Source organism: Sphingomonas sp. KRR8 (assembly GCF_023559245.1).
GTDB lineage: Bacteria > Pseudomonadota > Alphaproteobacteria > Sphingomonadales > Sphingomonadaceae > Sphingomicrobium.
The window spans coordinates 2,041,648-2,065,954 of the sequence record NZ_CP097462.1 but is presented as its reverse complement, the minus strand read 5'-3'; the positions used below and the strand labels follow the sequence as shown (position 1 = coordinate 2,065,954).

General features: G+C 66.8%; 27 protein-coding genes and 1 tRNA gene. 14 read left to right on the top strand and 14 right to left on the bottom strand.

Annotated elements, in window-relative coordinates:
• Window positions 1-6: 6 nt before the first annotated feature.
• Entirely contained in the window at window positions 7-456 is a 450-nt protein-coding gene (locus M8312_RS10380; RefSeq protein WP_502957411.1) for a DUF3576 domain-containing protein, read from the bottom strand.
• A gap of 211 nt (window positions 457-667) precedes the next feature.
• Between M8312_RS10380 and M8312_RS10375 the strand changes: the two genes are divergently transcribed.
• Window positions 668-1,351 (top strand): porin, encoded by a 684-nt coding sequence (locus M8312_RS10375; RefSeq protein WP_250117618.1) that lies wholly within the window; start codon window positions 668-670, stop codon window positions 1,349-1,351.
• 48 nt (window positions 1,352-1,399) lie between these two features.
• Here the strand turns inward: M8312_RS10375 and M8312_RS10370 are convergent, their stop codons facing one another.
• The gene (locus M8312_RS10370) at window positions 1,400-1,951 is read right to left on the bottom strand and encodes a thiamine phosphate synthase (RefSeq protein ID WP_250117617.1); all 552 of its coding nucleotides are present in this window, start codon (window positions 1,949-1,951) and stop codon (window positions 1,400-1,402) included.
• Window positions 1,952-1,974: 23 nt separating this feature from the next.
• Between M8312_RS10370 and M8312_RS10365 the strand changes: the two genes are divergently transcribed.
• Window positions 1,975-2,631 (top strand): YggS family pyridoxal phosphate-dependent enzyme, encoded by a 657-nt coding sequence (locus M8312_RS10365; RefSeq protein WP_250117616.1) that lies wholly within the window; start codon window positions 1,975-1,977, stop codon window positions 2,629-2,631.
• Between the two features lie 5 nt (window positions 2,632-2,636).
• Here M8312_RS10365 and ribA read toward each other — a convergent pair whose 3' ends face one another.
• The 4 genes from ribA to M8312_RS10345 all read right to left on the bottom strand — a co-directional run bounded on the left by ribA (window position 2,637) and on the right by M8312_RS10345 (window position 7,713).
• Window positions 2,637-3,653: a GTP cyclohydrolase II gene (ribA, locus tag M8312_RS10360; protein ID WP_250117615.1), complete on the bottom strand. Its 1,017-nt coding sequence runs from the start codon at window positions 3,651-3,653 to the stop codon at window positions 2,637-2,639.
• Window positions 3,650-4,432, bottom strand: a complete 783-nt coding sequence (xth, locus tag M8312_RS10355; RefSeq protein WP_250119768.1) for an exodeoxyribonuclease III — start codon at window positions 4,430-4,432, stop codon at window positions 3,650-3,652. Before xth ends, ribA begins: the two co-directional genes overlap by 4 nt.
• Before the next feature lie 222 nt (window positions 4,433-4,654).
• The gene (locus M8312_RS10350; RefSeq protein WP_250117614.1) at window positions 4,655-5,281 is read right to left on the bottom strand and encodes a LolA family protein; all 627 of its coding nucleotides are present in this window, start codon (window positions 5,279-5,281) and stop codon (window positions 4,655-4,657) included.
• A 92-nt stretch (window positions 5,282-5,373) separates the two neighbouring features.
• Window positions 5,374-7,713 carry an FtsK/SpoIIIE family DNA translocase gene (locus M8312_RS10345; protein WP_502957458.1) on the bottom strand — a complete coding sequence of 780 codons (2,340 nt, stop codon included), beginning with the start codon at window positions 7,711-7,713 and terminating at the stop codon, window positions 5,374-5,376.
• A 114-nt stretch (window positions 7,714-7,827) separates the two neighbouring features.
• Between M8312_RS10345 and M8312_RS10340 the strand changes: the two genes are divergently transcribed.
• The gene (locus tag M8312_RS10340; RefSeq protein ID WP_250117613.1) at window positions 7,828-9,045 is read left to right on the top strand and encodes an FAD-dependent monooxygenase; all 1,218 of its coding nucleotides are present in this window, start codon (window positions 7,828-7,830) and stop codon (window positions 9,043-9,045) included.
• Between the two features lie 15 nt (window positions 9,046-9,060).
• Here the strand turns inward: M8312_RS10340 and M8312_RS10335 are convergent, their stop codons facing one another.
• Both M8312_RS10335 and M8312_RS10330 read right to left on the bottom strand, forming a co-directional pair.
• Complete coding sequence (locus M8312_RS10335) at window positions 9,061-9,699, bottom strand: LON peptidase substrate-binding domain-containing protein (protein WP_250117612.1); 639 nt, start codon at window positions 9,697-9,699, stop codon at window positions 9,061-9,063.
• Window positions 9,696-10,646, bottom strand: a complete 951-nt coding sequence (locus M8312_RS10330; RefSeq protein WP_250117611.1) for a tetratricopeptide repeat protein — start codon at window positions 10,644-10,646, stop codon at window positions 9,696-9,698. Before M8312_RS10330 ends, M8312_RS10335 begins: the two co-directional genes overlap by 4 nt.
• A gap of 113 nt (window positions 10,647-10,759) precedes the next feature.
• On the opposite strand from M8312_RS10330, the gene M8312_RS10325 reads away from it, so the two are divergent.
• A tRNA-Gly gene (locus M8312_RS10325) sits at window positions 10,760-10,834 on the top strand.
• Window positions 10,835-10,880: 46 nt separating this feature from the next.
• Here the strand turns inward: M8312_RS10325 and M8312_RS10320 are convergent.
• Window positions 10,881-11,180 (bottom strand): hypothetical protein, encoded by a 300-nt coding sequence (locus M8312_RS10320; protein ID WP_250117610.1) that lies wholly within the window; start codon window positions 11,178-11,180, stop codon window positions 10,881-10,883.
• Between the two features lie 319 nt (window positions 11,181-11,499).
• Here M8312_RS10320 and M8312_RS10315 point away from each other — a divergent pair, with 319 nt between their 5' ends.
• The 4 genes from M8312_RS10315 to M8312_RS10300 are packed head-to-tail and all read left to right on the top strand — an operon-like array spanning window position 11,500 to window position 15,807.
• Window positions 11,500-12,051 carry a hypothetical protein gene (locus M8312_RS10315; RefSeq protein WP_250117609.1) on the top strand — a complete coding sequence of 184 codons (552 nt, stop codon included), beginning with the start codon at window positions 11,500-11,502 and terminating at the stop codon, window positions 12,049-12,051.
• Between the two features lie 38 nt (window positions 12,052-12,089).
• Complete coding sequence (locus M8312_RS10310; protein WP_250117608.1) at window positions 12,090-12,605, top strand: hypothetical protein; 516 nt, start codon at window positions 12,090-12,092, stop codon at window positions 12,603-12,605.
• A complete protein-coding gene (locus tag M8312_RS10305; protein WP_250117607.1) occupies window positions 12,602-15,118 on the top strand; it encodes a TcfC E-set like domain-containing protein in 2,517 nt (838 codons plus the stop codon). The genes M8312_RS10310 and M8312_RS10305 overlap by 4 nt, the downstream gene beginning before the upstream one ends.
• Window positions 15,115-15,807 carry a fimbrial biogenesis chaperone gene (locus tag M8312_RS10300; protein WP_250117606.1) on the top strand — a complete coding sequence of 231 codons (693 nt, stop codon included), beginning with the start codon at window positions 15,115-15,117 and terminating at the stop codon, window positions 15,805-15,807. Before M8312_RS10305 ends, M8312_RS10300 begins: the two co-directional genes overlap by 4 nt.
• Before the next feature lie 73 nt (window positions 15,808-15,880).
• Here the strand turns inward: M8312_RS10300 and rplT are convergent, their stop codons facing one another.
• The 5 genes from rplT to M8312_RS10275 all read right to left on the bottom strand — a co-directional run bounded on the left by rplT (window position 15,881) and on the right by M8312_RS10275 (window position 18,508).
• The gene (gene rplT, locus M8312_RS10295) at window positions 15,881-16,252 is read right to left on the bottom strand and encodes a 50S ribosomal protein L20 (RefSeq protein ID WP_250117605.1); all 372 of its coding nucleotides are present in this window, start codon (window positions 16,250-16,252) and stop codon (window positions 15,881-15,883) included.
• 13 nt (window positions 16,253-16,265) lie between these two features.
• Window positions 16,266-16,469 carry a 50S ribosomal protein L35 gene (gene rpmI, locus M8312_RS10290; RefSeq protein ID WP_114227521.1) on the bottom strand — a complete coding sequence of 68 codons (204 nt, stop codon included), beginning with the start codon at window positions 16,467-16,469 and terminating at the stop codon, window positions 16,266-16,268.
• A 164-nt stretch (window positions 16,470-16,633) separates the two neighbouring features.
• On the bottom strand, window positions 16,634-16,864 hold the full coding sequence (locus M8312_RS10285) for a hypothetical protein (protein WP_250117604.1): 231 nt from the start codon (window positions 16,862-16,864) through the stop codon (window positions 16,634-16,636).
• Between the two features lie 48 nt (window positions 16,865-16,912).
• On the bottom strand, window positions 16,913-17,563 hold the full coding sequence (locus M8312_RS10280) for an SDR family oxidoreductase (protein WP_250117603.1): 651 nt from the start codon (window positions 17,561-17,563) through the stop codon (window positions 16,913-16,915).
• 12 nt (window positions 17,564-17,575) lie between these two features.
• The gene (locus M8312_RS10275; protein WP_250117602.1) at window positions 17,576-18,508 is read right to left on the bottom strand and encodes a ribose-phosphate pyrophosphokinase; all 933 of its coding nucleotides are present in this window, start codon (window positions 18,506-18,508) and stop codon (window positions 17,576-17,578) included.
• 84 nt (window positions 18,509-18,592) lie between these two features.
• Between M8312_RS10275 and M8312_RS10270 the strand changes: the two genes are divergently transcribed.
• The 6 genes from M8312_RS10270 to M8312_RS10245 all read left to right on the top strand — a co-directional run bounded on the left by M8312_RS10270 (window position 18,593) and on the right by M8312_RS10245 (window position 24,285).
• Window positions 18,593-20,251 (top strand): NAD+ synthase, encoded by a 1,659-nt coding sequence (locus M8312_RS10270; protein WP_250117601.1) that lies wholly within the window; start codon window positions 18,593-18,595, stop codon window positions 20,249-20,251.
• Window positions 20,248-21,564 (top strand): glutamate--tRNA ligase, encoded by a 1,317-nt coding sequence (gene gltX / locus M8312_RS10265; RefSeq protein WP_250117600.1) that lies wholly within the window; start codon window positions 20,248-20,250, stop codon window positions 21,562-21,564. The genes M8312_RS10270 and gltX overlap by 4 nt, the downstream gene beginning before the upstream one ends.
• A gap of 85 nt (window positions 21,565-21,649) precedes the next feature.
• Window positions 21,650-22,336 (top strand): energy transducer TonB, encoded by a 687-nt coding sequence (locus M8312_RS10260; protein WP_250117599.1) that lies wholly within the window; start codon window positions 21,650-21,652, stop codon window positions 22,334-22,336.
• Window positions 22,337-22,379: 43 nt separating this feature from the next.
• Window positions 22,380-22,703: a hypothetical protein gene (locus tag M8312_RS10255; protein ID WP_250117598.1), complete on the top strand. Its 324-nt coding sequence runs from the start codon at window positions 22,380-22,382 to the stop codon at window positions 22,701-22,703.
• Between the two features lie 10 nt (window positions 22,704-22,713).
• Entirely contained in the window at window positions 22,714-23,667 is a 954-nt protein-coding gene (gene ribD, locus M8312_RS10250; protein WP_250117597.1) for a bifunctional diaminohydroxyphosphoribosylaminopyrimidine deaminase/5-amino-6-(5-phosphoribosylamino)uracil reductase RibD, read from the top strand.
• A 9-nt stretch (window positions 23,668-23,676) separates the two neighbouring features.
• The gene (locus tag M8312_RS10245) at window positions 23,677-24,285 is read left to right on the top strand and encodes a riboflavin synthase (protein WP_250117596.1); all 609 of its coding nucleotides are present in this window, start codon (window positions 23,677-23,679) and stop codon (window positions 24,283-24,285) included.
• The last annotated feature ends 22 nt before the right edge of the window (window positions 24,286-24,307 follow it).

Below are 24,307 nucleotides of genomic sequence, written 5' to 3'. Positions count from 1 at the left end.
TGGTGCTTAGCCGGCGACAGTGCCGCGGCGGATGTCGCGGGCGCGGGTCAGGATGATGTCCTCAAGCTTCTGGACGGTGGCGGCCGAGACCGGCGCATCGACCCACTGCCCGCCCTGGTTGACCTGGCGGCTGGCGGCGACCCGCAGCGCGTCGGCCCGCAGGTCCTGATCGAGGATGGAGACGGTCAGCTTGACCCGCTCACCCGGCGCCTGCGGGTTGGCATACCAGTCAGTGACGATCACGCCACCGTTGCTGTCGGCGGTGACCAACGGCGCGAAGCTTAGCGTGTCGATGGCGGCACGCCACAGATAGGTGTTGACGCCGATCTGCGTCAGCCGCGCGGGCGCGAGCCGGGTCGGCACGTCGCGATTGCGCGAACAGCCCGCGGCGAGCAACGCCAGGGGGATCAGCGCAGCGGTGAGGGTGGTGCGGGCCATCGAGGATCTTCCTGCCATCTTGTTTTGAGAAGGGTCGGGCGGCGTTATAGATGCTGTGCCAAAGCGGGCAAGCGGCGTAACGGGGCGGCTGCATTGTGGATTCAATGTCACATCGGCCCGCCAACTCCGAAGTGTCGTGGAACATTCATCTAAGCGAGGCTATATCCTCAACACAGGGAGTGGTGACTCGACAATGAACCGGGGCAGAATCAGCAAAGGTAAGATTGCCGTGGCATGGGCCGCGGCCAGCCTCCTGCTGCCTGCGACGGTGGTCATCGCAGCCGCTCCGCAGAGCAAGGGCGGTCGTCCGCCAGCGCTCGCCCTCTCCTTCGAGCGCGGTTTCACGCCGGCCCAGGCCGACCCGCGACTCGCCGCGGCACTTGCTAGCCGCCCGGCCCTCGCCAGCGACTTCGGCTTCACGCCGGCGGCGGCCAAGCGCCGTCCGAATCAGGTGAGAGTGGCGATCCGGGCGCAGCTGCCCGATCGGGCGCTCAAGGCGGCCGACTTGGCCACCCTGCCAGTCAACCAGGGCGTGGCGCTCACTCCTGCCAGCTACAATCTCGGCGTAGCCGTCGGTTGGCGTCGTTTCGCGCTGACCGGCGACGTCGCCAAGGCCAAGTCTGACGTGCCGGCGCTTGGCGCTAGCGAAGGCGCGGTGGTCGGCGTCAATTACAATCTGAAGCGCTTCACGGCGCGAATGGCGGCGAGCGCCGATCGCAGTGATCGCAACGTGCCCGCTATCGCCACCAATAACAGCTACGCGCTGGATGTCGGCGGCGCCTACAATCTGTCGAGCAATGTCGCCGTGACCGGCGGCGTTCGCTACAAGATCGAGCGTGAGAAGGTCGCGACCTTCGCCGACCAGCGCCGTGACAGCCAGGCGGTCTACATCGGCACCGCGCTGAAGTTCTAGGCCAAGCCGGCCGCGTGACGGGAGAAATCCCGTGACGGCACCTTCGGTTTACGGTTGCTCCGCCATGGCCAGCCAGGCATCAATTCCCGCCCATCCAGCGAAGCCTAGCTTCGGCAGTTTGCGCATTGCTCGTTCGTCGATTCCACCCAGCGCAAAGGCCGGGACAGCCGCGAGTCGAGCCAACCTTGCGGCCTCCTTCTCACCCAGCGCCGGCGCGCCCGGGTGGGAGCGGGTGCAATAGACTGGCGACACAAACACCAGTGCGGCGCCGTCCCGAGCGGCCGCGCGGGCCTCTGCTTCGTCATGCACCGAGCGCGAGAAGGGCAGTCCAAGGCTGGAGCCCTCCGGATTGTGGACGAAAGCGGCCCCGAGCGCGCGCGCCAGGATCGGATCGCGGGCAACGCCAAGAATCAGTCCGCAACGATGGCAAAGGTCCGCGACCTTCCGAGTGATAAGCATGCGCCCCTGGGGCTCAGTCGCGTGGTGCCGAACGATGACGCCCGCGCCGAGGTCACCCGCACGATCGAGCGCCGGCCACAGGCGGTCACCCATCCGTTCGTCGGTCATCAGCCAGGCGCTGGGCCAGCGTTGCGTCGTCATTGGTGTCGCTATAGCAGCGCGGCGTGATTGATGCTGCTACCCGCCTTGCCTCCGTTCGAGACGGGATTGCCGCCGCAGCCCGAACTGCAGGGCGCGACCCTGATTCGGTGACCTTGGTGGCCGTGTCCAAGACCAGGTCCGCGGGGGAGGTGGAGGAACTCATTGCTGCCGGGCAGAAGATCTTCGGCGAAAGCCGGGTGCAGGAAGCCGCGGACAAATGGTCCGGGCTCAAGGCTGCGCACCCTGACGTTACGCTGCACTGCATCGGCCGCCTGCAGTCCAACAAGGCGGACGAAGCGGTTCAGCTGTTCGACGTGATCCACTCGCTCGACCGGGCAAGCCTGCTCGACGCGCTGGTCAGGGCGGGGGAGCGAGCGGGTCGCTATCCCGCTGTCTATGTCCAGGTGAACATCGGCGCCGAGGAACAGAAGGGCGGCGTGGCGCTGGCCGAGTTGCCGGCGTTCCTCGACCAGGTGCGCGCCAGTCCGCTGCCGCTGGCCGGGCTGATGTGCATTCCGCCCGCGGGGGTGGAGCCGTCACCCTATTTCGCGCTGCTCGCCAAGCTGGCGCGGCGTCATGACGTCACCGGCCTCAGCATGGGGATGAGCGGCGATTACAAGGCAGCGGTCATGCTGGGGGCGACGGTCGTGCGGGTGGGCACCGCTTTATTCGCGGACTGACCTGCTCAGTCCAGGTGACCGCTCTTCCGGCGCTTCGTGTCGAGGTAATCCGCATTGTGCGGGTTGGCCGGCATGTGATGGGCAACGCGCTCCACCACCGCGATCCCCGCCTGTTGAAGCCCCGCCAGCTTGGCCGGATTGTTGGTCAGCAGCCGAACGCGGTCGATGCCGAACGTGCGCAGCATGGCGGCCGCCAACGCATAATCCCGCACATCATCCGGGAAGCCGAGGCGCCGGTTGGCCTCGACGGTGTCCAAACCACGGTCCTGCAGCTGATAGGCGCGGATCTTGTTGCTGAGGCCGATGCCCCGTCCCTCGTCGCGCAGGTAAAGGAGGACGCCTCCGCCGCCATTCGCGATCAGCCGGAGCGCGGCTTTGAGTTGCGGCCCGCAATCGCACTTGAGGCTGCCGAATACGTCGCCAGTCAGGCACTCGCTGTGCAGCCGAACGAGCGGAGGTGTGCCACTCGGTGCGCCAACGATGATGGCGGCGTGCTCACTGCCGTCCTCGGCCGAGCGAAAAACCGCGATTTGCGTCTCGACATCGACTCCGTCGATAGGGAGGCGCGCGCGGGCGGCGAGGGTGACGTGGCGCCGATGGCTCGCTGCCCGCGCTTCTTCGGTGCCAATTCGAAGGACGGACGATCCGGCCGGGGCTAGCCAGAGCGCCGGCAGGAGAGACGCTAGGCGGGCGAGCGTCAAGGCTGCCGCCGCGCTGCTGCCGTCACTCACGCTGCCGAGCGCAAGCGGGCCGAGCGGTCCACGGCTGAAATCCAGGCTGGGATCGACCAGCCGGCGAACCGCGGCCGAATCAAGCCAATCGGAGCGAAGGACAAGCACGGGCTGTTGCGGGTCGGCGGCTTCCCGGCGCTGGCCAAGCCCAAGCGCGGCGGCCCGTTCGCCACTTATCAGAAGGTCGCCGCCGGGGTCTTCGCCAGTCTCGACCGATGCGACCGTCAGGTCGCCCACGGTGATCGCTTGCCCTGCCGCCAGCACGGCGACTGCCGCGCGGACCTGGTTCACAGGGCGAACTCGACCACCAATGGCACATGGTCGGACGGCTTTTCCCACGCGCGGCAGGGCTCGTGCACGGCATGGCCGGTCGCCTGCCCGGCCAATTCGGGCGAGCACCACATATGGTCAAGACGCCGCCCACGGTCATTCTTCGTCCAGTCGGCCGAGCGATAGCTCCACCAGGTGTAGTTGCGGGCAGGGGCCGGGATGAACTGCCGGCCCAGATCGACCCATCCGTGCGCCGCTTGCAGTCGGCCCAGCGTCTCTACCTCGATCGGCGTGTGGCTGACCACGTCGAGCAGCGCCTTGTGGCTCCACACGTCGCATTCGAGCGGGGCGACGTTGAAGTCACCAACGATCACGGTTGGTTCGCTCAGGCCTTCCGACCAGCGGGTCATTCGCTCGAGGAAGTCGAGCTTCTGACCGAACTTGGGGTTGAGCCTCCGGTCGGGCACGTCGCCGCCGGCCGGAACATAGACATTCTCGATCCGAAGTCCGCCCGGTAGTCGCGCGCCAACATGCCGCGCTTCGCCATTGTCCTGCCAGTCGTGACTTCCAGAATCAGCAAGCGGCACCCGTGAGAGGATCGCCACGCCATGATGCATGCGCTGGCCGTTCAGCTGCTGATGGACGTAGCCCAGACGGTGGAACAGGTCGCAGGGGAAGACATCGTTGGCGGCCTTGGTTTCCTGGAGGCAAAGCACATCGGGCGCTTCCTCGGTCAGAAAGCGCTCGACGATGGTGGCGCGGGCGCGCACCGAATTGATGTTCCAGCTGGCGATCTTCAGGCTTGTCACACGCGTTCCCTAGCCCGGCCGTGCCCTGATACGCAAAGGCCCCCGCTCCGGGGGCATGGAGCGAGGGCCGACCAAGCGTTCGTCACGCGAGGGATCGCCGGCGTCCGGGTAACAGGGGGAAACCCCGGCTCAGCTGACGATCACAAAGCGGTTTAGCAGCTTTTGCCTGTCGGTCACATTAACAGTTTCGATTCGAATACGGGAATCCCGTCGTTATTTCCGCGACTTGGGCTCGGCATAGCTGAAGGCTCCGTCGGGAATGGGGACATTGTAGCGCTGGCTGTCGAGCTTGACGGTGGTTCGCTTGCTCTGCGCGTCGATGGCCGTCCAGCCCTCCAGCCGGAGGCCGCCCGGTGCCGCACCGCTCTTCACGAAGGCGAGGATGATGGTGCCGAACTCCGGCCGGCGGTTGTCACGCGCGCGAACCAGCAGGATGCGCGGGTCGCTGGTCGGGACCAGCGTCGCAATCCGCTTCAGGTCGGGCTGCGGTGAAAGCAGGACCGACAATGGCGAGTTGCCGATGCCCCAACTATTCTTCTGCCCGACGTCATAGTCGATGAACGTCAGCTTCTTGCCGTCGGCGACCAGCAGCATATTGGCACCGGCACCATATTCAAACCGGATCTTGCCGGGGCGCTTGAGTTGCAGCGTGCCGCGCAATTGGCGGTTCTTCTGGTCCGTCTGGATGAAGTTGGCGACCAGCGACTGGGTGGCCGCAAGCGAGCGTTCCACCTGGCCAAGGGAGTCGGCGCTCTGCGCGAGTGCCGTGCCGCTGGAGGTGGCCATAGCCACCGCGGCAACGGGCGCGAGCAAACGCGCGGAAAAGCTTGAGAAGGTCATGCAGGCTCCTGAAGGGCGTTCATTGTCGCGCGAATGGCGGTTTTCCGTTGAATGCGCTCTGAACCCGGCGGTTCCGAACAGTTCAGGCACGGTCAGAGAATGTGGCCGTCCATGTCCATCAACACCTCACGCCTGCCGACATGGTCGGGCTGACCCACCCGGCCGTCCTTCTCCATCCGCTCGATCAGCCGTGCCGCGCTATTGTAGCCAACGCGTAGCTGGCGCTGGAGATAGGAGGTTGACGCCTTCTGGCTTTCCGCGACGATCTGGATTGCCTTCCGGTACAGCTGGCTTTCCGCATCGTCCTCGCCAGCTGGGGCTCCGTCGAGCAGGTAGCCGCCGTCCTCCGGCTCTTCGGTGACCGCCTGGATATAGTCGGGCGTGCCCTGACGCCGCCAATGCTCGGCGACCGCGCGGACCTCCTCGTCGCTGACGAAGGGGCCATGGACGCGCAGGATCTGCTTGCCGCCGGGCATGTAGAGCATGTCGCCCTTGCCCAGCAGCTGCTCGGCGCCCTGCTCGCCAAGGATGGTGCGGCTGTCGATCTTGCTGGTGACCTGGAAGCTGATGCGGGTGGGAAGGTTGGCCTTGATGACGCCAGTGATGACGTCGACCGAGGGGCGCTGCGTGGCCATGATCAGGTGGATGCCGGCGGCGCGGGCCTTCTGGGCCAGCCGCTGGATCAGGAACTCGACCTCCTTGCCGGCGGTCATCATCAGGTCGGCCAGCTCGTCGACCACCACCACCACCTGCGGCAGGACTTCGTATTCGAGCTCTTCCGTCTCGTAGATGGGCTGACCGCTGTCGGCATCATAGCCGGTCTGCACCCGCCGCCCGAGCTTCGTGCCCCGAGCCTTGGCGTCCAGCACCTTCTCGTTGAAGCTCTTGAGCGCGCGCACGCCGAGGCTCGCCATCATGCGATAGCGTTCCTCCATCTGCTCGACCGCCCACTTAAGCGCGCGGATCGCCTTGGCCGGCTCCGTCACGACCGGCGACAACAGGTGCGGGATGTCGTCGTAGACGCTGAGTTCGAGCATCTTGGGATCGATCATGATCATCCGGCACTCGTCCGGGGTCATCCGGTAGAGCAGCGACAGGATCATGGCGTTCAAGCCAACCGACTTGCCCGAGCCGGTGGTGCCGGCGACCAGCAGGTGCGGCATGGGCGCGAGGTCGGCGATCACCGGATCCCCGGCGATGTTCTTGCCGAGGATCAGTGGCAGGCTCATCGACTGGTCCTCGAACGCCTGGCTGGCGATGAGTTCGCGAAGAGCGACCGTTTCGCGCTTTACGTTGGGCAGCTCGATCCCGATCACGCTGCGGCCGGGGATGGTGGCGACGCGTGCGGACAGCGCCGACATGTTCCGGGCGATATCGTCGGCCAGCTGGATGACGCGGCTCGCCTTGATGCCGCTGGCGGGCTCCAGCTCGTACATGGTGACGACCGGACCCGGACGCACCTCGACGATCTCGCCGCGGACGTGAAAGTCCTCGAGCACCCCTTCAAGCAGGCGGGCATTGCGTTCAAGCCCGGCCTTGTCGATCGGGGCGCGGCTGTTCGCCGGGGGGGCCGTCAGCAAGTCGATGGGGGGCAACTGGTAATTGTCGCCGAGCGCCAGGCTCTGCTGCTGTGCCCGGCTCGCTGTCTTGTCCGCCTTGCCACGTGCGGGCTTGATTGCTCCACTCGGCTCCATGACGGAAACCTCCGGCCGGGAGCGCGGCGGAGTGGCGACACTGTCCTCAATCCTTTTCTCGCGCGCAGCTGCGGTCTTGCGCGGCTTGACCGGGCGATCCTCGCGGTCGGCGCGGCGGAAGCGCTCCGCCACCCAGCCACGCTCGTCATCGCGCAAGCCAAGCGCCAGGAACGCCAGCGCGACGCCGGCGAGCGCCAGCACTACGATCAGCGCCAGCCGCATCGGCCCGGCGATCGCCGCATTGCCGATTTTCTCCAGGCCGAACTCCAGGCCATGAGCGCCAGCGAGGCCAAGTGCGCCACCCCAACCACCCGGCAAACCGGAGACCGCCGAACCGGCGGTGAGGCCAAGAGCACCGCCGAGCAGCAGGGCCCCGATTCCCGTCAACAGCAAGGCCCGGCCCGGACGACCGGCGGTCTCGCCGCGAAGCAACCGGATGCCAGCCATGGCGATCACCGGGAGGAACAGGATCGCGCCAATCCCGAACAGCAAAAGGAGGATGTCTGACAGGTAGGCACCGGGCGCACCCAGCCAGTTCTCGGCCGGTCCGCCGGCAGCGGTGCTCCAGCTGGGGTCGGTGCTCTGATGCGTGAGCAGGGAAACGGCGAGGCCAAGGCTGGCCGCGAGCAGCAGCGCGCCGAGCGTCCGCAGGGCAAACGCCTTGAGCGTGTCCATCAACCGGTCGCGCCAGTCCGGCTCCAGCTCGCGCCGCTGCGCGCGTCCTGCCACCGTCGCCATGTGCTTCATTCCCCACCCACGAGTGACGTCATTGTGCCTGACCGTGGACTCCGGGGTCAAGGACGGGCGCAAGCCCACGTTGCGCTAGTGGCTCCGGGGTGACAGAGCGAGCCCATGATCAGCGGCGATTGCATCATTCTTGGGGGCGGCCTGGTCGGATTGACCCTGGCTTCCGCCCTGGACGCCAGCGGCATGACCAGCGTGGTCATCGACCCCGCCGACCCCGACCTCCGCAAGGACGCCGCCTTCGACGGCCGCACCAGCGCCATTTCGTCCTCGTCCATGCGACTGCTGCGGACGATCGGGGTGGCGGAGCACTTTCCCGAGGCGGGTAGTCCGATCAGGGAGATCCGGGCGTCCGACGGGCTCGCGCCCGGTGGGCTGACGTTCGAGGCGGAACCGGACGAGCCGCTCGGCTGGATGCACGAGAACCGGCACCTGCGCGCGGCCCTGCGGACACGGGCCGAGGCGGGGACGGGGATCACCCTGCTGTGGCAGAGCAGCGCGGCAACCATCGACCGGGGCGAGTTCGGCGTGACGGTCGCGCTGTCTGACGGCCGCGAGGTCCGAGCGCCGCTGCTGATCGTGGCGGAAGGGCGCAATTCGCCCACGCGCGATGCGGCGGGCATCCGGCTGGCGCGCTGGCGTTACGACCACAATGCGATCGTTTCCACGCTGGCGCATGAACGCCCGCACGACGACGTCGCTTATGAGATCTTCTTCCCGGATGGCCCGTTCGCGCTGCTGCCCATGACCGACATGGCGGATGGTTCGCACCGCTCGGCGCTAGTCTGGTCGATCAGTGGGGCCGATGCGCCGGGCTGGCTGAGCCTCAGCGACGAGGACTTCGCGTCCGAGGTCAAGGCGGCCATGGGCGGCTTTCTCGGAAACATCCGCATGACCGCGCCGCGATCGACCTACCCGCTCGGGTTCCATCATGCGGCCCGCATCACCGATCACCGGATGGCGCTGGTCGGTGACGCCGCGCATGGCATCCACCCGATTGCGGGACAGGGGCTGAACCTCGGTCTGCGCGATGCTGCGGCGCTGGCGGAGGTGCTGGTGGATGGCGCGCGCCTCGGGCTGGAGCCCGGCAACGCCCAGCTGCTCGACCGATACCAGAAGTGGCGAGCGCTCGACACGCTGTCGGTGGCGCTGTCGACCGACAGCCTGGCCCGCATCTACGGCGTGCCCGGCAAGGCGGCATCGGCGGTGCGACGCTTCGGCATGGCGCTGATCGACAGGATGGAGCCGATCAAGGAACGGCTCAACGCCGAGGCGCGAGGAACCAGCGGCGACCTCCCGCTGCTGTTGCGCGGACTTCCGATCTAAGCCAGGCCGCCCTGATTATTGCAGGCGCGGGCTCTGCTCGCCGCCGCCGACGGCCAGCCTTAGAAACTGCATCAGCTGGACCAGCAGGTCGGCGCGCTCCGGCAGTGTCGCGGCCTCGAGCAATGCCTGCTTGGCCCCGACGTCAAATGGCGCGACCTGGGCGATGGCATTGACCAGCATTTCGTCGTCCAAACGCCCGACTGCCGACCAGTCCACCGTCAAACCCATCGCATCACCCAGCCGCCGCGCCTCGCGCTCGACTTCCGAACGCTGCGCTAGGCCAAGCGGATCGGGATCGCTGTCGTCGAACGCGCCCTCATCGACGTCGGCCTGGCGATAGGGCGTGCCGACGTCGGCCTCGGCGATCAGGCGGAAGCGGGTCGAGCCCTGCAGGACGAGGTTGAACCGGCCATCGTCCAGCTCTTCCAAACCCACGATCTCGCCGACGCAGCCGACGCGATAGAGCGGTGGATGCTGCGGATCGTCGCCCGTGCCCAGAGGCTGGATCATCCCGATTCGGGCCGCGCCGGCACTCGCGTCCTCGATCATCGTCCGATAGCGCGGCTCGAACACGTGCAGCGGTAACTGGCTGCGCGGAAACAGGATGGCTCCGCCAATCGGGAAGAGCGGAATCCGCAACGACGTCCCGCTCATGTGAACAGCAGTGCCGACAGCCGGCGGCGCTGCGCCCGCGCCCACGGGTCTTCCAGGCCGGATGCTTCAAGCAACTGCAGAAAGCGCGTCCGGGCCGCACCGTCGTTCCAGCCGCGGTCGCGCTGGATCAGGTCGAGCAGCGCATCGGCCGCGCCGTCGCGGTCGCCATTGGCCATCCGCGCACCAGCCAGTTCGTAGCGGGCCTCATGATCATCCGGGTTGGCGGCGAGCCGCTGCTCCAGCGCATCGGTCGGCTCGGCCGGAGCCGCGGCCGTTAGCGCAAGCGCGGCCTTCGCGCGGGCGATCGCGGGATCGCCGGCGACCTCGGCCGGTGCCGAATCGAGCAGAGCCCGGGCTTCGTCCTTGTGACCTTCGGCGATGAGCGCGCGGACCAGGCCGCCGATCACCTGCGGATTGTCGGGCGCCATCTCCTGTATCTGGCGGAAGATGTTGGTGGCCCGCGCAGCGTCGCCGCTGTCCAGCACCTCCTCACCCATGGCGATCAGCGGCTCGATCTCCGCCTCCAGCGCCTGTTCCTCACCCTGAACGTTCAGCTGGCCGAGCAACTGGTCGAGCGCCTTCTTGATCTGCCCCTCACTGCGGTAGGGCGTCAGGTCCGCGACCGGCTGGCCGCCAAAGAAAGCATAAATCGTCGGGATCGACTGAATGCGGAACTGGGCCGCGATGACCTTGTCCTGGTCGACGTCGACCTTGACCAGCCTAACGCCTTTCGTCGCGTAGTCGGCGGCGACCTTCTCGAGCACCGGACCGAGCTGCTTGCACGGTCCGCACCACTCCGCCCAGAAGTCGAGGATCACCAGCCCCGTCATCGACGGCTCGAGCACGTCCTTCTGGAACTTGGCAATGGCGTCGCGCTCGTCCGCGCTTAGTCCCAGAGTGGCCACGAGTGCGTTGATCCCATGCTCGAACGGAAGGTCGAGGGGCATATGAGCGTGGCAACGCCGACCCGCAAGGTTGGCCGCGGAAGGGGTTGCACGGTTCGAACACCCCTGCTAGCTGCGCCGCCTCACCCAGCCGGTCCGTCCGGCGTGACGCCAGAGCGGGCGTAGCTCAGGGGTAGAGCACAACCTTGCCAAGGTTGGGGTCGAGGGTTCGAATCCCTTCGCCCGCTCCAGTCGCCGTCCGTGGTGATTCTCACCAAACTGAGTCTGCCTCCGCTCCTATTCGGCGACAATCAGCAGCGTCTCGCCGCTTGCCTGTAGCGTGGCAGGAACGGCCGCCGCCTGCCCGCCTGCTGAACAGGTCCCGGCTGAGCTGCCGCCCGCCAGTGGCTCGGTCGACCCCGCCAGTCGAAGCGAATAGCCGGCAGCCGGCGCGGCGATGCAGAGCGTGCCCGAGCTGCTGGTCCAGGCCCGGGGCGCAACGCTCACGCTGATCATCACGCTCGCGGTGGACGTGGGTCCGATTGCTCCGTCGGCCGCAGAAGCTGGCGCCGCTCCCACCGTCAGAAGTCCGGTCACCACCATCAAGGAGCAAGCGCGCATCGTCGTGTCTCCACCTCACAACCGCGTACTCACCTGAAGGCGGACGCGGCCGTTCCCGCCCGAAATTCGGCAAACACGGTTTACGCGACGCTAACCATTTTGGCTTTACTCCATGATTCGTGAAGTCGGCGATGTCGCGGACTGGGACAGTGGCTGAACGCAGCGGCAAAGCCGTGCGATTTCAGACGCTTGGGAATTTGAAAGGGCCGGTTGAGACAAATTTAACGCCTGTTTGGTCCAATACGGACCAGAGCCGCTCCACTTCCGGAGGCTCCTGGAGGTCTTGGGGAAAGACATGATTCGCAATTCGCTTGTCCGGCTGGTGCCGGTCGCCCTTCTCATTGCCACGGCCGGCGCCGGAACCGCTCAGGCGGCTACGGACGGCTCGCTGGGCGCAACGTCCACCGGTCTGGTCAACATCAATGCGAGCATCGCCGCTCGCGTGCAGATCAGCGGCCTGAGCGATGTCACCATCGCGTCCGTCGACCCGACCGTTGCGGAAAGCCACCCGCAGGACGTCTGCGTGTGGAGCAACACCGCCGGGCACAAGTACAACATCAAGGCGACGGGCAGCGGCGCCAGCGGTGCGTTCACCCTCGCCAGCGGCACCCTGCCGGTGGTGAACTACACGGTTGAGTGGAACCAGCTGGTCGCGAAGACCAGCGGCACCGCGCTGACCGCCGGCACCGCCCTGACCGGACAGGCTTCGGCCGCGACAACGCCGACCTGCGCGTCTGGCACCAAGAGCGCCAGCCTGGTCGTGAAGATGGACACCACCAACCTGACCAACATGCAGGCCGGCGCCACCTACGGCGGCGTGCTGACGCTGGTCGTGGCTCCCGAGTGAGCTCGCTGGTTCCGTAAATGGCGCGTTTTTCATCGCCCATGCGGAACCGGCAGAAGCGGGGCGGCCGCTGGCTGCCCCGCTTTTTTCTTGCCCTGCTGGGGCTGCTGGTGGTCGGACTTCCGACCCCGGCCGCAGCACAGGAAAAGTTCGTCAAGATCGGCAATCTAACGGACTACAATTTCGGCACGATCACCAACCTCTCAGCCGATCGCACGTTGGCCAGCAGCATCTGTGTCTACAGCGCCAAGACGACACCCGGCTACAACGTGACTGCTTCCGGCAACGGTGCAGGCGGGGCGTTCACCCTCGCGGGCGGCGGCGGAACGCTGGCCTATGAAGTGCAGTGGAACCAGGCGCCCAACATGGCCTCGGGCACGACCCTTCGGCCCAACGTTCCGCTGACTGGGCTGCTGACCACCGCCATTCAGGCCAACTGCAACAATGGGCCGCCAAGCAGTGCCAGCCTCATCGTTGTCCTTCGTGCGGCGGCATTGCAGGCGGCGCCCAGCGGCACCTTCAGCGGCGTGCTGACGATCATCATCGGGTCCGAATGACGGGACGGGCTAGTCTCGCGGGCGCCCGCGCGCCGCTGCTGACCGGCTGCGCCTTGCTGGCGCTGACGGCGTCACCGGCGTGGAGCGCCACCACCGCCGCGACGGCGGCCGTGGCGACGGCGCGTGCGTCCGCCACCGGCGGCAGCAGCACCGGCTTTGAAGCGCGAGTCAGCGCGCCCGACGATTTCGCCGCACTGGACGGTCCTCGCGCGCTGGTGATGGACATCTACTTCAGCGAGCGCCGAGTCGGTGACGCACGGGTCACCATCGACCATGGCCGGGTCCGCTTCACCGATCCTGCCGCAGTCGCCGCCCTGGTCCCCAACCTTGCCGATCCAACAGCGCTTGCGAGCCAGCTTGCAAGCGAACTCGACAGCAACGCCACGCTGGTCTGTGCCCAGCTCAACGATACCGATTGCGGGGTCCTTCGGCCCGAGGTGGCGGGAATCATCGTCAACGAGGACCGCCTGCGGGTCGATCTGTTCGTCAATCCGCGCCTCCTCAAGACCGTCGCGCAAGGCGCAACCGGATTCCTGCCCAAGCCGGACACGGGCCTCTCGCTCGCCAGCAACTTCGGCCTCAGCCTCTCGGGCAGTGGCGGCCACGCGCCGCTTTACCAGGCCCAGACCCGCAATGTCCTTGCGCTCGGCAGCGGCCGGATCCGCAGCAACGTCGCCCTTGCTTCCGGCTTCGGAGTGCTGGTCGACGATCTCGTCGCCGAGCTCGACCGTCCCGACCAGCGCTGGTCGGCCGGCCTGTTCTGGGCGCCGGGAAGCGACTTCACGGGAGAACGGCGGATCCTGGGAGTCGGCTTCGAAACGCAGCTCGATACCCGCGCCGACCGCGAGCGCCTGCAAGGCACCCCGCAGTTCCTCTTCCTGCAGCAGCCGGCCCGCGTCGAAGTGCTGGTCGACGGCCGTCTGGTCGACGCGCGCTACTATGAGGCGGGCAACAATCTCATCGACACCTCCCACTTGCCCAGCGGCTCCTACAATCTGGTGCTTCGAATCCAGGAGGGCGGGGCCCCGGTCCGGGAGGAGCGGCGGTTCTTCGTCCGCAGCGCGCAGATGGCACCGCTTGGGCGGCCGCTGTTTCACGCCATGGCGGGCCTTCTCGCCAATACCCGTCCCGGTCACCCGGTCAGCCTCGACAAGCAACTCTACTACAGCGCCGGGGCCAACATCCGCCTCTCGCGCTGGTTCGGGGTGGAGAGCGGGGCCACGGGCACCCGGAACAAGGTAATTGTCCAGGCCGGCGGCTACGTCGCGACCAGCGTGGTCCGCGTCAGGGCCCTCGGCTTCATGTCGAGCGCGCATGACCACGGAGCCCTGCTCCAGGTCGCCTCGGGGGACCTTGGCCGGCTGCAGTTCAATTTCGACCTGCGCCGGGTCAACAGCCGGTTCGGCGGCGCGCTGCTGCCCCTGCAGGACAGCGGGTTCGGCTTCGACGGGCGGCAGGCGGACGCCAACGAGGTCCGCAACGGCAACTTCACGCAGCTCAATGGCAATGTCGGGTTCCAGTTCGGCGCGCTGGCCCTGCAGGTCACCGGTTTCTACCGCGGTGACCACCAGATGCGCGACTACAGCATCGGGCCGAGCGCCACCTGGCGGGTCGGGCAGATCGGCGGCCTCCAGTTCACGATGCTGTCGGACTTCCAGTTCACCCGGATGGGCAAGGCCGGCTTCATTGGCGCGCGCATGACGATGAACCGCGGTGCCTTTACCACCGTCAGCAGCGCCGGCGGTGCCTTCAGTCGCGGCTCGGACGGGAGCAATCGCGCCCGTGCCGTCACCAACATCTCGAGCCAGTGGCAGACCCAGCCATTCGAAGACGCGCAGCTGGCGCTCACCGGTGGGCTCAACCGCGACCAGACCGAGAGCAGCCTCCAGGGCAGCGCCAGCCTCCAGAGCCGCTTCGGCACCGCCCGCGCCGATGTGATCAAGCGGCTCGGCGGCGACTTCGGCTATTCGCTCAGCATCCAGTCGGGCGGTGCGGCGCGCGGTGACGGTGTGATCGTCGGCGGACGTGAGCTGACCGAAAGCGCGTTGATCGCCACCGTGCGCGGCCGTGGCGGCGCGTTCGAGCTGCTGGTCGATGGAATCCCGCGCGGACGGATCATCAACGGCCGCAGCCTGCCGATCTTCCTCTCGCCCTATCGCAGCTACAAGATCCAGCTGAAGCCGCTGTCCGGCGGCGCGATCGATTTCGATGCCGCGCCGCGCACCGTCACACTCTACCCCGGCAATGTCGCCCACGCAGTCTGGACAGCGAAGAAAATGACCACCGTGTTCGGCAAGCTGGTCGACGGCGGCGGCCGCCCGCTCGGCGGTGCCCGCGTCGCCGACGGAACGGAGGACATGGTGACCGCCGACAGTGGCTGGTTCCAGTTCGACCAGCAGGGTGCGAAGTCGTTGCGCTTCATTCGTCCCGACGGCAATCCATGCGCGGTGGCCCTGCCCGCACTGCCGGCGGACAAGGATTATCTCAGCCTGGGAACGGTGACCTGCTCATGATTCGACGTCTGATCCAGACTGCTACGATGGTTGCGGCGGCCGCGCTGGCCTGGCCCCAGGCGGCCTCGGCCGAGATCGTGCTGAGCCAGCTCGTGATCGACATGGTGCCGGGCAAGCCGGCCCGCGGCGATATCGAGGTGTGGAACAACGACAAGGATCGCGCCTACGTCACGGTCGAGCCCTATGAGGTGACGAACCCCGGCGCTCCGACCATGGAGCGGCGCACCGAGCCTGATCCCGAGAAGCTGGGTCTGCTGGTAACGCCGGCGCGAATGATCCTCGAGCCCGGGCAGCGCAAGCTGCTGCGGATCTCGGCGATCGGCGCACTCCCAGCCCGTGAACGCGTGTTTCGGGTGACGGTGAAGCCGACCGTCGGGACCATCCAGACCAACGTGTCGGGTCTCAAGCTGCTGATCGGCTATGATGTGCTGGTGCTGCTTCGTCCGGCGGGTGCGCTGGTGCCGAAGCTGGCCAGTCGCCGCTCGGGGGACAAGCTGGTCATCCGCAACGAGGGCACGGTCAGCGTCGAGCTGGCCGCCGGCAAGGCGTGCCGCGCGAAGAATCAGTGTCAGGAACTGCCCGGCAAGCGGCTCTATGCGGGGGCTGAGTGGACCGTCGATGCGGCGGCGGGAACAGCAGTCGACTATGCCGTGGTGACGGCGGGAACGACCACCCACCAAACTTTCTGACGCCCGCCAACAAGAAAGGCGCTCCGGTTACCCCGGAGCGCCTTTCCCTAAATCGTCACTGCGTTCGTGCGGCTTAGGCCGAGGCCTGCTCCGGAAGCGCGGTGCGGGCCTGCGCGATCAGCGCCGAGAATGCGGCGCCCTCGTGCATCGCCATGTCAGCCAGGACCTTCCGGTCGAGGTCGACACCCGTGAGCTTCAGCGCATGCATGAACTGACCGTAGGTCAGCCCCTCGGCGCGAACCGCGGCATTGATGCGCTGGATCCACAGGGCGCGGAAGCTCCGCTTCTTCACCTTGCGGTCGCGGTAGGCGTACTGCCCGGCCTTCTCGACCGCCTGGCGGGCGATGCGGATCGTGTTCTTGCGGCGGCCGTAATAGCCCTTGGCCTGATCCAACAGGCGCTTGTGCTTGGCGCGGGTGGTTACACCCCTTTTGACGCGTGCCATCTGTCAGAACTCCTTACTTGAGACCGTAGGGGGCCCAGAGCTTCACCCGCGCCGTATCGGCGACGGCGAGCACTTCGGTACCGCGGTTCTGACGGATGTACTTGGCGTTGTGGCTGATCAGCCGGTGGCGCTTGCCGGCGACTCCATGCTTCACCTTGCCAGTGGCGGTGAGCTTGAAGCGCTTCTTCACGCCGCTCTTGGTCTTGAGCTTGGGCATTTTCGTCTCCTGTGTTGCCCGCGAACGGGCGACGTTTCTCACCTGACACGGCAGCCCTCACTGGCCGGCCCGGTGGTTTTTCCAACGATCTGGAAAGCGGGAGCGCCAATAGCGGGCTGTCCTGCTTCTGGCAAGCTGCGGGACGGTCAAAGCTTGAATCACGTTCATGATGCGGCGCGGGGGACGTCGGCATCGTCGAGTTCATCCGAAGCAGGAGAAGCTCCATGACCATTCGTCCGATGCTGATCGCCATGGCGGCGCTGACCGCGATGGTCGCACCCGCGGGCGGCGAAGCCAAGGGTTGCATCCGCGGTGCGCTCGCCGGGGGCGTTGCCGGCCACTATGCGGGTCATCATGCCATCGCCGGTGCGGCCGCTGGCTGCGCGGCCGGCCATATGTACTACAAGCACAAGCCCGGACCGCGGCTGTCCACCGCTAGGCGGTCACCAGGGGACGCGATTGCCCTGGAAGTCCAGGAACTCACCCGAGTCCGCCGGCGTGAGGCTGTCGATCACCCGCCGCAAGCCGGCGATGCTTTCTTCCGGCTGGACCGGCGCGTTGGGCCCGCCCATCCGCGTCTGGACCCAGCCGGGATGGAGCACGGCGCAGGTGAGGTCGCGATTCGCGAGCGCCAGCGTGCGCCAGGCCATGTTGAGCGCGGTCTTGCTGGACCGGTAGGCGAGGTAGCCGCCGCCTTTGTTGTCCTCGATCGAACCCATCCGGGTGCTGACGGCGATGGCCTTGCCCCGGGCATGGCGCAGGTTGGGAAGCAGCCGCTGCGCCAGCAGATAAGGCGCCACGGTGTTCACCGCGAAGGTGTCGAGCCACTCGTGTGCCTCATCGGCGGTGGTTGCGTCGCGAGGGCCATAGGTGCCGGCGTTGGCGATCAGCAGGTCCAGCGGGCCCTCGAGTTCGAACGAGGCCACTCCCGCGAGGTCGGACAGGTCGAGCTGCAGCAAGTTGGCGCCAAGCTCCAAGACTTCTGGCGCCGCGGTGCGGGCAGTGGCCACGACCTCCCACCGGTCGCGGGTGAACTGACGCACAAACTCAAGCCCCAATCCGCGATTGGCACCGGTGACGAGCACTCTTGGCATTGGGTAGCCCTCTTAGTCGAAGAGGCTGGAAACGCTCGACTCGTCCGCAATTCTCCGCATCGCCTCGGCCAGCAGCGGCGCAATGGTCAGGCGGCGGATCTTGTCCTGCTCGGCATTCTCGCCCGAATAGATGGAGTCGGTGACGACAAGCTCCGTCAGCTCGCTCTGCGCGACCCGCGCCGCAGCTCCGCCGGACAGCACGCCATGCGTGACATAAGCCACCACTTCGGTCGCGCCCTGCTGCTTCAAAGCGGCGGCCGCGTTGCACAGGGTGCCGGCCGAATCGACAATGTCGTCGATCAGCACGCAGAAACGGCCCGACACGTCGCCGATGATGTTCATCACCTCCGATTCGCCCGCCCGCTCGCGCCGCTTGTCGACAATGGCCAGCGGAGCGTTGTTGAGCCGCTTGGCGAGACTGCGGGCGCGCACCACGCCGCCGACGTCGGGGGACACCACCGTGATCGGCTGGTCGGCGAAGCGCGCCTGGATGTCGGCGCTCATCACCGGCGCGCCAAACAGGTTGTCCGTCGGAATGTCGAAGAAGCCCTGGATCTGCCCGGCGTGCAGGTCGACGGACAGCACCCGGTCGGCACCGGCGACGGTGATCAGGTTTGCCACCAGCTTGGCAGAAATGGGAGTGCGCGGACCGGGCTTCCGGTCCTGCCGGGCATAGCCGAAATAGGGCACCACCGCCGTGATCCGCTTGGCCGACGCACGGCGCAGCGCGTCGATGCAGATCAACAGCTCCATCAGGTTGTCGTTCGCCGGGTAGCTCGTCGGTTGGATCAGGAAGACGTCCTCGCCGCGGACGTTCTCGTGAATCTCGACGAAGATCTCCTCATCCGCGAAGCGGCGCACGCTGGCCTGCGTTAAAGGGAGCTCGAGATAATCGCTGATCGCCTTGGCGAGCGGCAGGTTCGAATTGCCGGCGAGAATCTTCATCGGTGCGTGCCCCTTCGCTTGGTGCCTGCGTCACTAGCCGCGACACGCGTTGGACGGAAGTGCGGGAGACGGTAAGGGCGGCACATGACTGATCGGCTGACCATCGCCCTTGCCCAGATGAACCAGAAGATCGGCGATCTCGCCGGCAATGCGGCGGCGATCCTGGAAATGCGCCGGCAGGCCGTTGGCGCCGACCTGCTGCTGGTGCCCGAGCTTCAGCTGACCGGCTATCCGCCCGAGGACCTTGTTCTCAAGCCGGAATTCCTGCGGCGAACGGCGGAGGAGGCCGCCAGGCTGGTCGCCGCCACCGCCGAGCCAGGGCCGGCGATTGCCTTCGGCTCGATCGTGGTGCGTGACGGAAACCCGTACAATGCGGTCATCGTCGCCGACGAGGGGCGCGAGTTGTTCGTGACGCTCAAGCGGGAGCTGCCCAACTACGGCACCTTCGATGAGAAGCGAGTGTTCGTGCCGGGCCCGCTTCCCGAGTTATTCACCTTCAAGGGCGTGAAGCTCGGCTTTCCGATCTGCGAGGACATCTGGCTGGAAGATGTCTGCCAGCATCTGAGCCAGGCGGGCGCCGAGCTGTTCCTGGTGCCCAACGGCAGCCCCTATGAGCTCGACAAGGACGCGATCCGCCGCACACTAGTAGAGGAGCGGGTTCGCACCACCGGCATTCCGATGATCTACCTCAACCGGGTCGGCGGGCAGGACGAACTGGCATTCGACGGCTCGTCGTTCGTGGTGAACGCCGATGGGCGCACCGTGGTCCAGTTCTCCGACTGGAAGGAGCAATTGCTGCTGACGGAGTGGGAGCGAGCCGGAGATCGCTGGATCTGCCGCACCCGCGCCCACAACACGCTCGATCACTATCCGCAGGACATCTACCACGCGATGATGGTCGCCCTGCGCGATTATGTCGCGAGCAACGGCTTTCCGGGCGTGCTGCTCGGCTTGTCCGGCGGGATCGACAGCGCCCTTTCGGCGGCGGTCGCGGTGGACGCGCTTGGGGCCGACAAGGTGTGGTGCATAATGCTACCGTCCAAATACACACATTCCACCAGCGTGGAGGACGCGCAGGAGTGCGCCCGCCTGCTCGGCTGCCGCCATGACGTCATCCCCATCGTGCCCGGGATCGACGCGCTCGACGCCATGCTGGCCCCAGCCTTCGCCGGCCGGAAGCCCGACCTCGCCGAGGAAAATATCCAGTCCCGGCTGCGGATGGTGACGTTGATGGCCCTCTCCAACAAGTTCGGACACATGCTGCTGACCACCGGCAACAAGAGCGAGATGAGCGTCGGCTATGCGACCCTGTATGGCGACATGGCCGGCGGTTATTCGGTGCTGAAGGACGCCTACAAGTCGACGGTCTTTGCCCTCTCGCGCTGGCGCAACGCGCACCGTCCGGAAGACGCGCTCGGGCCGTCCGGCCCGATCATGCCGCAGCGCGTGATCGACAAGCCTCCCTCGGCTGAGCTTCGGCCGGACCAGAAGGACGAGGACAGCCTGCCGCCCTACAGCCTGCTCGACCCCATCCTCGAGGGGCTGGTCGACCTGGAAAAGGGCGTCGACGAAGTGGTGGAGGCGACCGGAGCAGACCGGGCGGTGGTGGTTGAGATGGAGAAGTTGCTGATGCGCGCCGAATACAAGCGCCGCCAGGCCCCGCCCGGAGTCAAGATCGGCACCCGCAATTTCGGCCGCGACCGCCGCTATCCGATCACCAACGCCTTCCGGACCGGCGCATGACCGTCGTCACGCGCTTCGCTCCCTCGCCCACCGGCCGTCTGCATGTCGGCAACATTCGCACGGCGCTCCACAACTATCTGTTCGCGAAGAAGGAGGGCGGGCGCTTCCTGCTGCGCGTCGACGACACCGATGGTGAGCGTTCCACCAGCCAGAACGAGCAGGCGATCCGCGACGACCTCGCCTGGCTCGGACTCGGCTACGACGACAGTGTTCGCCAGTCCGGGCGCTTCGCCCTTTATGAGCGCGAGTTCGAGCGGTTGCGAGCCGCCGGGCGGGTCTATGCCTGCTATGAGACGCCCGAAGAGCTGGACCTGCGCCGCAAGGTGCTGCTCGGGCGTGGGCTGCCGCCGGTCTATGAGCGGCCTGAGCGCGAGAACACCCCGGTCGAGGGGCGCACCCCGCACTGGCGCTTCCGGCTCGACCATGAGCGGCCGATCAGCTGGACCGACCTCATCCGCGGCGAGCAGAAGTTCGACCCCAGGCTCCTGAGCGATCCCGTCATCCGCCGCGCCGACGGCAGCTGGCTCTACCTGCTGCCCAGCGTGATCGACGATATCGACCTTGGCATCACCCACATTGTGCGCGGCGAGGACCATGTCTCCAACAGCGCGGTGCAGTTGCAGATGTTTTACGCGCTGGGCGCTAAGCCGCCTCAGCTTGCGCACGAAGCGCTGCTGGTCGCCGCCGATGGTAAGCTCAGCAAGCGGCTGGGGGCCAGCGGTGTCCCCGCCATCAAGGATGCCGGCCTTGAGCCGATGGCATTGCTGTCGCTGCTTGCGCGGCTTGGGACGTCACAGCCGGTCGAGCCGGTCGCTTCCCTCGACCAACTGGCGCAAGGCTTCGACTTCGCTCACTTTGGCCGGGCGCCGGCGCATTTCGATCTGCACGACGTCGAGTTGCTGAACGGCAGGCTGCTTCACCAGCTGCCGTTCGCCGCCGTTGCCGAGCGCCTGCCAGCAGGGGTCGGCGAAGGCGATTGGCTGCTTTTGCGCTCGGCGTTGCACCGGTTCGATGAACTCGGCGACTGGCTGCCGGTCCTTGGCGGCAAGATCGCCGCACCGGCGCTAGAGCCCGACGATCGCGCTTATCTGGCAGAGGCGCAGGCCTTGCTGCCTTCGCTCGATTGGGCAGCGGACCCGTGGCACCAGCTCACTGGGTTGCTGAAGGAGCGAACCAGCCGCAAGGGCAAGGCGCTCTTCCTTCCGCTTCGCCGAGCGCTGACCGGCCGGGACTCAGGACCAGAAATGGCCCCTTTGCTGAAGCGTTTGGGGCCTGAATTGGCGGCCACCCGCCTGGGCGCCGCGGTCGCCTGAGGAGGCAATGGAACATTATCACATTTGTTGTTGCGCGACTCACGTGATGATGTAACATCTACTCTCCTCAAGGAGGAGACGTGCCATGCTTGCTTATGCCGCACACCGCCGAACCCGCCGGCAACTCAGCCCGCCCACCCTGATCGCCATCGTCGCCGTACATGCCGCCGCGCTGACCGCACTCGCGCTCGCCAAGATGGACGGTGGCAGGCTCGTCGACGTGGTCACCACAGTGTACCGGGTGCGGCCCGAGCCGATCCCTCCCGATCCAAAGCCTCAGCCCAAGCCCAAGCCGGCGCAGCAGTCCATCAAGCAAGTTCCGCCGGACTCGCACGTTGATCGGCCGCAGCCGGTGATCCCCAACAACGCGCAGCCGCAACCGTTCGACCCCGGCCCTAGGCTGGCTGACCCTGGTCCCCTCATTGGTACCGGGGCGAATCCACTGCCGCCGATCGTTCCGGATCCGCCCAAGGTGATCGTCGCGAGGCCTACCGCGCCGGTGCTGGCCACCCCTGCCGACCAGCTTCGCCCCCCTTATCCGGAGGAGAAAAGGCGCCTGGAGGAAGAGGCCGTTCTGCGGCTGCGGCTCGCGATCGACCCGCGCGGACGGGTGACCGAGGTTGATCCGGTCGGCGCGGCCGATCCGCTGTTCCTCGCGTCGGCGCGCAGCCACCTGCTGCGCTACTGGCGCTACCGGCCCGCGACCGAGGCTGGCCAGCCGGTGGCGACCAGCATCGTGGTCACGCTGCGCTTCAGGCTCGACGAGGGTTGAGGCATGACTGGCGGGGAAGGACGCGAGCCCTTATCTAGGCAATATGCCCGTTCTTCCCCGCCCGTCCTCGCCGCGCGCCGCCTGGGCCGACTTGCGCGCCTTCCTGCGCCGTCGCAGCCGCGAGCAGACGATCGGTGCGATCTGCGCGCTGGTCGCCACGGCGCTGATCGTCGTGGCCTTCTACTTCGATCCAAAGGTCAACACGGCCCCGCCGCCGACCGTCATTTATGTCGAGAGCTTCCGAGCGGATCGCACGGACGCCCAGATCATCGCTGATCAGAAGAAGAACCAGGCCAAGAAGGAAGCCGCCGAAGCCGAGCGCCAGCGGCAATTCAAGGAGCTCGGGAATCAGCTCGGCATCAAGTGACGGCCCGTTCATGGCCGAGGCGCTGCGCCTCGGTGAGGAGGCGCGCGGCACCACCGCGCCCAATCCGAACGTTGGCTGTGTCATCGCCTTGGCCGGGGCAGTCGTCGGGCGCGGCGCGACGAAGCCCGGAGGCAGGCCTCATGCAGAGGCGGTGGCGCTGGCGGACGCGGCGGAGCGAGCGCGCGGCGCCACCCTCTTCACCACGCTCGAGCCCTGCGCCCATCGCAGCCATCGCGGACCGACCTGCGCGCACCTGATTGTCGCGGCTGGCGTGTCCCGGGTGGTTGCCGCTATCGAGGACCCCGATCCGCGCACCGCGGGCGATGGCTTCCGCATCCTGCGTGACGCCGGCATCGCAGTCGAGGTCGGTCTCAATGCCGACGAGGCCCGCAACGGCATGGCGGGCTGGCTCACCCGTCTGAAGCTTGGCCGACCGCGCATCACGCTCAAGCTCGCCTTGTCGATCGACGGCAAAATTGCGCTCCCGTCTGGCGAATCGAAGTGGATTACCGGCGAGGACGCGCGTGCCCACGTTCACCTCGAGCGCGCCCGCTCCGACATGATCCTGGTCGGGCGGGGCACCCTGCTCGCCGACCAGCCGCGCCTTGATGTCCGGCTGCCTGGACTGGAGGAGCGCTCGCCGCGTCGCGCCCTGCTTACCCGCGGGGAGCCGGTCGAGAATTGGGAGACGCTCTCCTCGCCCGAGGACGTGTTTCGACTTCATGACGTCAACGACCTCTTGGTCGAAGGGGGGTCGAGTACGGCGACGGCCTTTCTTGCGGCTGACCTGGTTGATCGCATTCTGCTCTACCGTGCTCCAATTATCATCGGCGAGGGCCGGCAGAGCGTCGGTTACATCGGACTGGACGCCATTGGCGACGCGCATGGCCGATGGGAGGCCCGCGACGGGCGCTCGCTTGGCATTGACCGGCTCGAAGTCTACGAGCGCGTCCGCACCCACTGAGGCTCATCCATGTTCACCGGCATCGTCACCGACATTGGTACCGTCCGCTCCGCCGAGGAGCGCGGCGACCTGCGGCTGGTGATCGGCTGTGGCTACGACATGACGGGGGTGGCACTGGGCGCGTCCATCGCCTGCTCGGGCTGCTGTCTTACGGTTGTTGACAAGGGAGAGGACTGGTTCGCGGTCGACGTTTCGGCCGAAACCCGCAGCAAGACCGCCGCCGGCCTGTGGCAGGAAGGCGCCCGGCTGAACTTGGAGCGCGCCTTGCGGATGGGTGACGAGCTTGGCGGGCACCTCGTCACCGGTCACGTCGACGGCCTGGGCGAGGTGCTGGGCGTTTGTGCGGAGGGCGATTCACTGCGTGTGGGGATCCGGGTCCCACGCCAATTGGGACCGATGCTGGCTCCCAAGGGCAGCATTACACTGGACGGCGTCTCTCTGACCGTGAACGAAGTGCGTGACGAGGAGGACGGGACCCACTTCGCGATCAATCTCATCCCGCATACGGCCCATGAGACCACGCTCGGATCTATCTCCGCCGGGCGACAACTGAATGTGGAGGTGGACGTCCTCGCGCGCTATCTGGACCGCATGTTGGCAGCTCGAGCACAGCGCTGACGTAAATCTGACTGTCGATTCT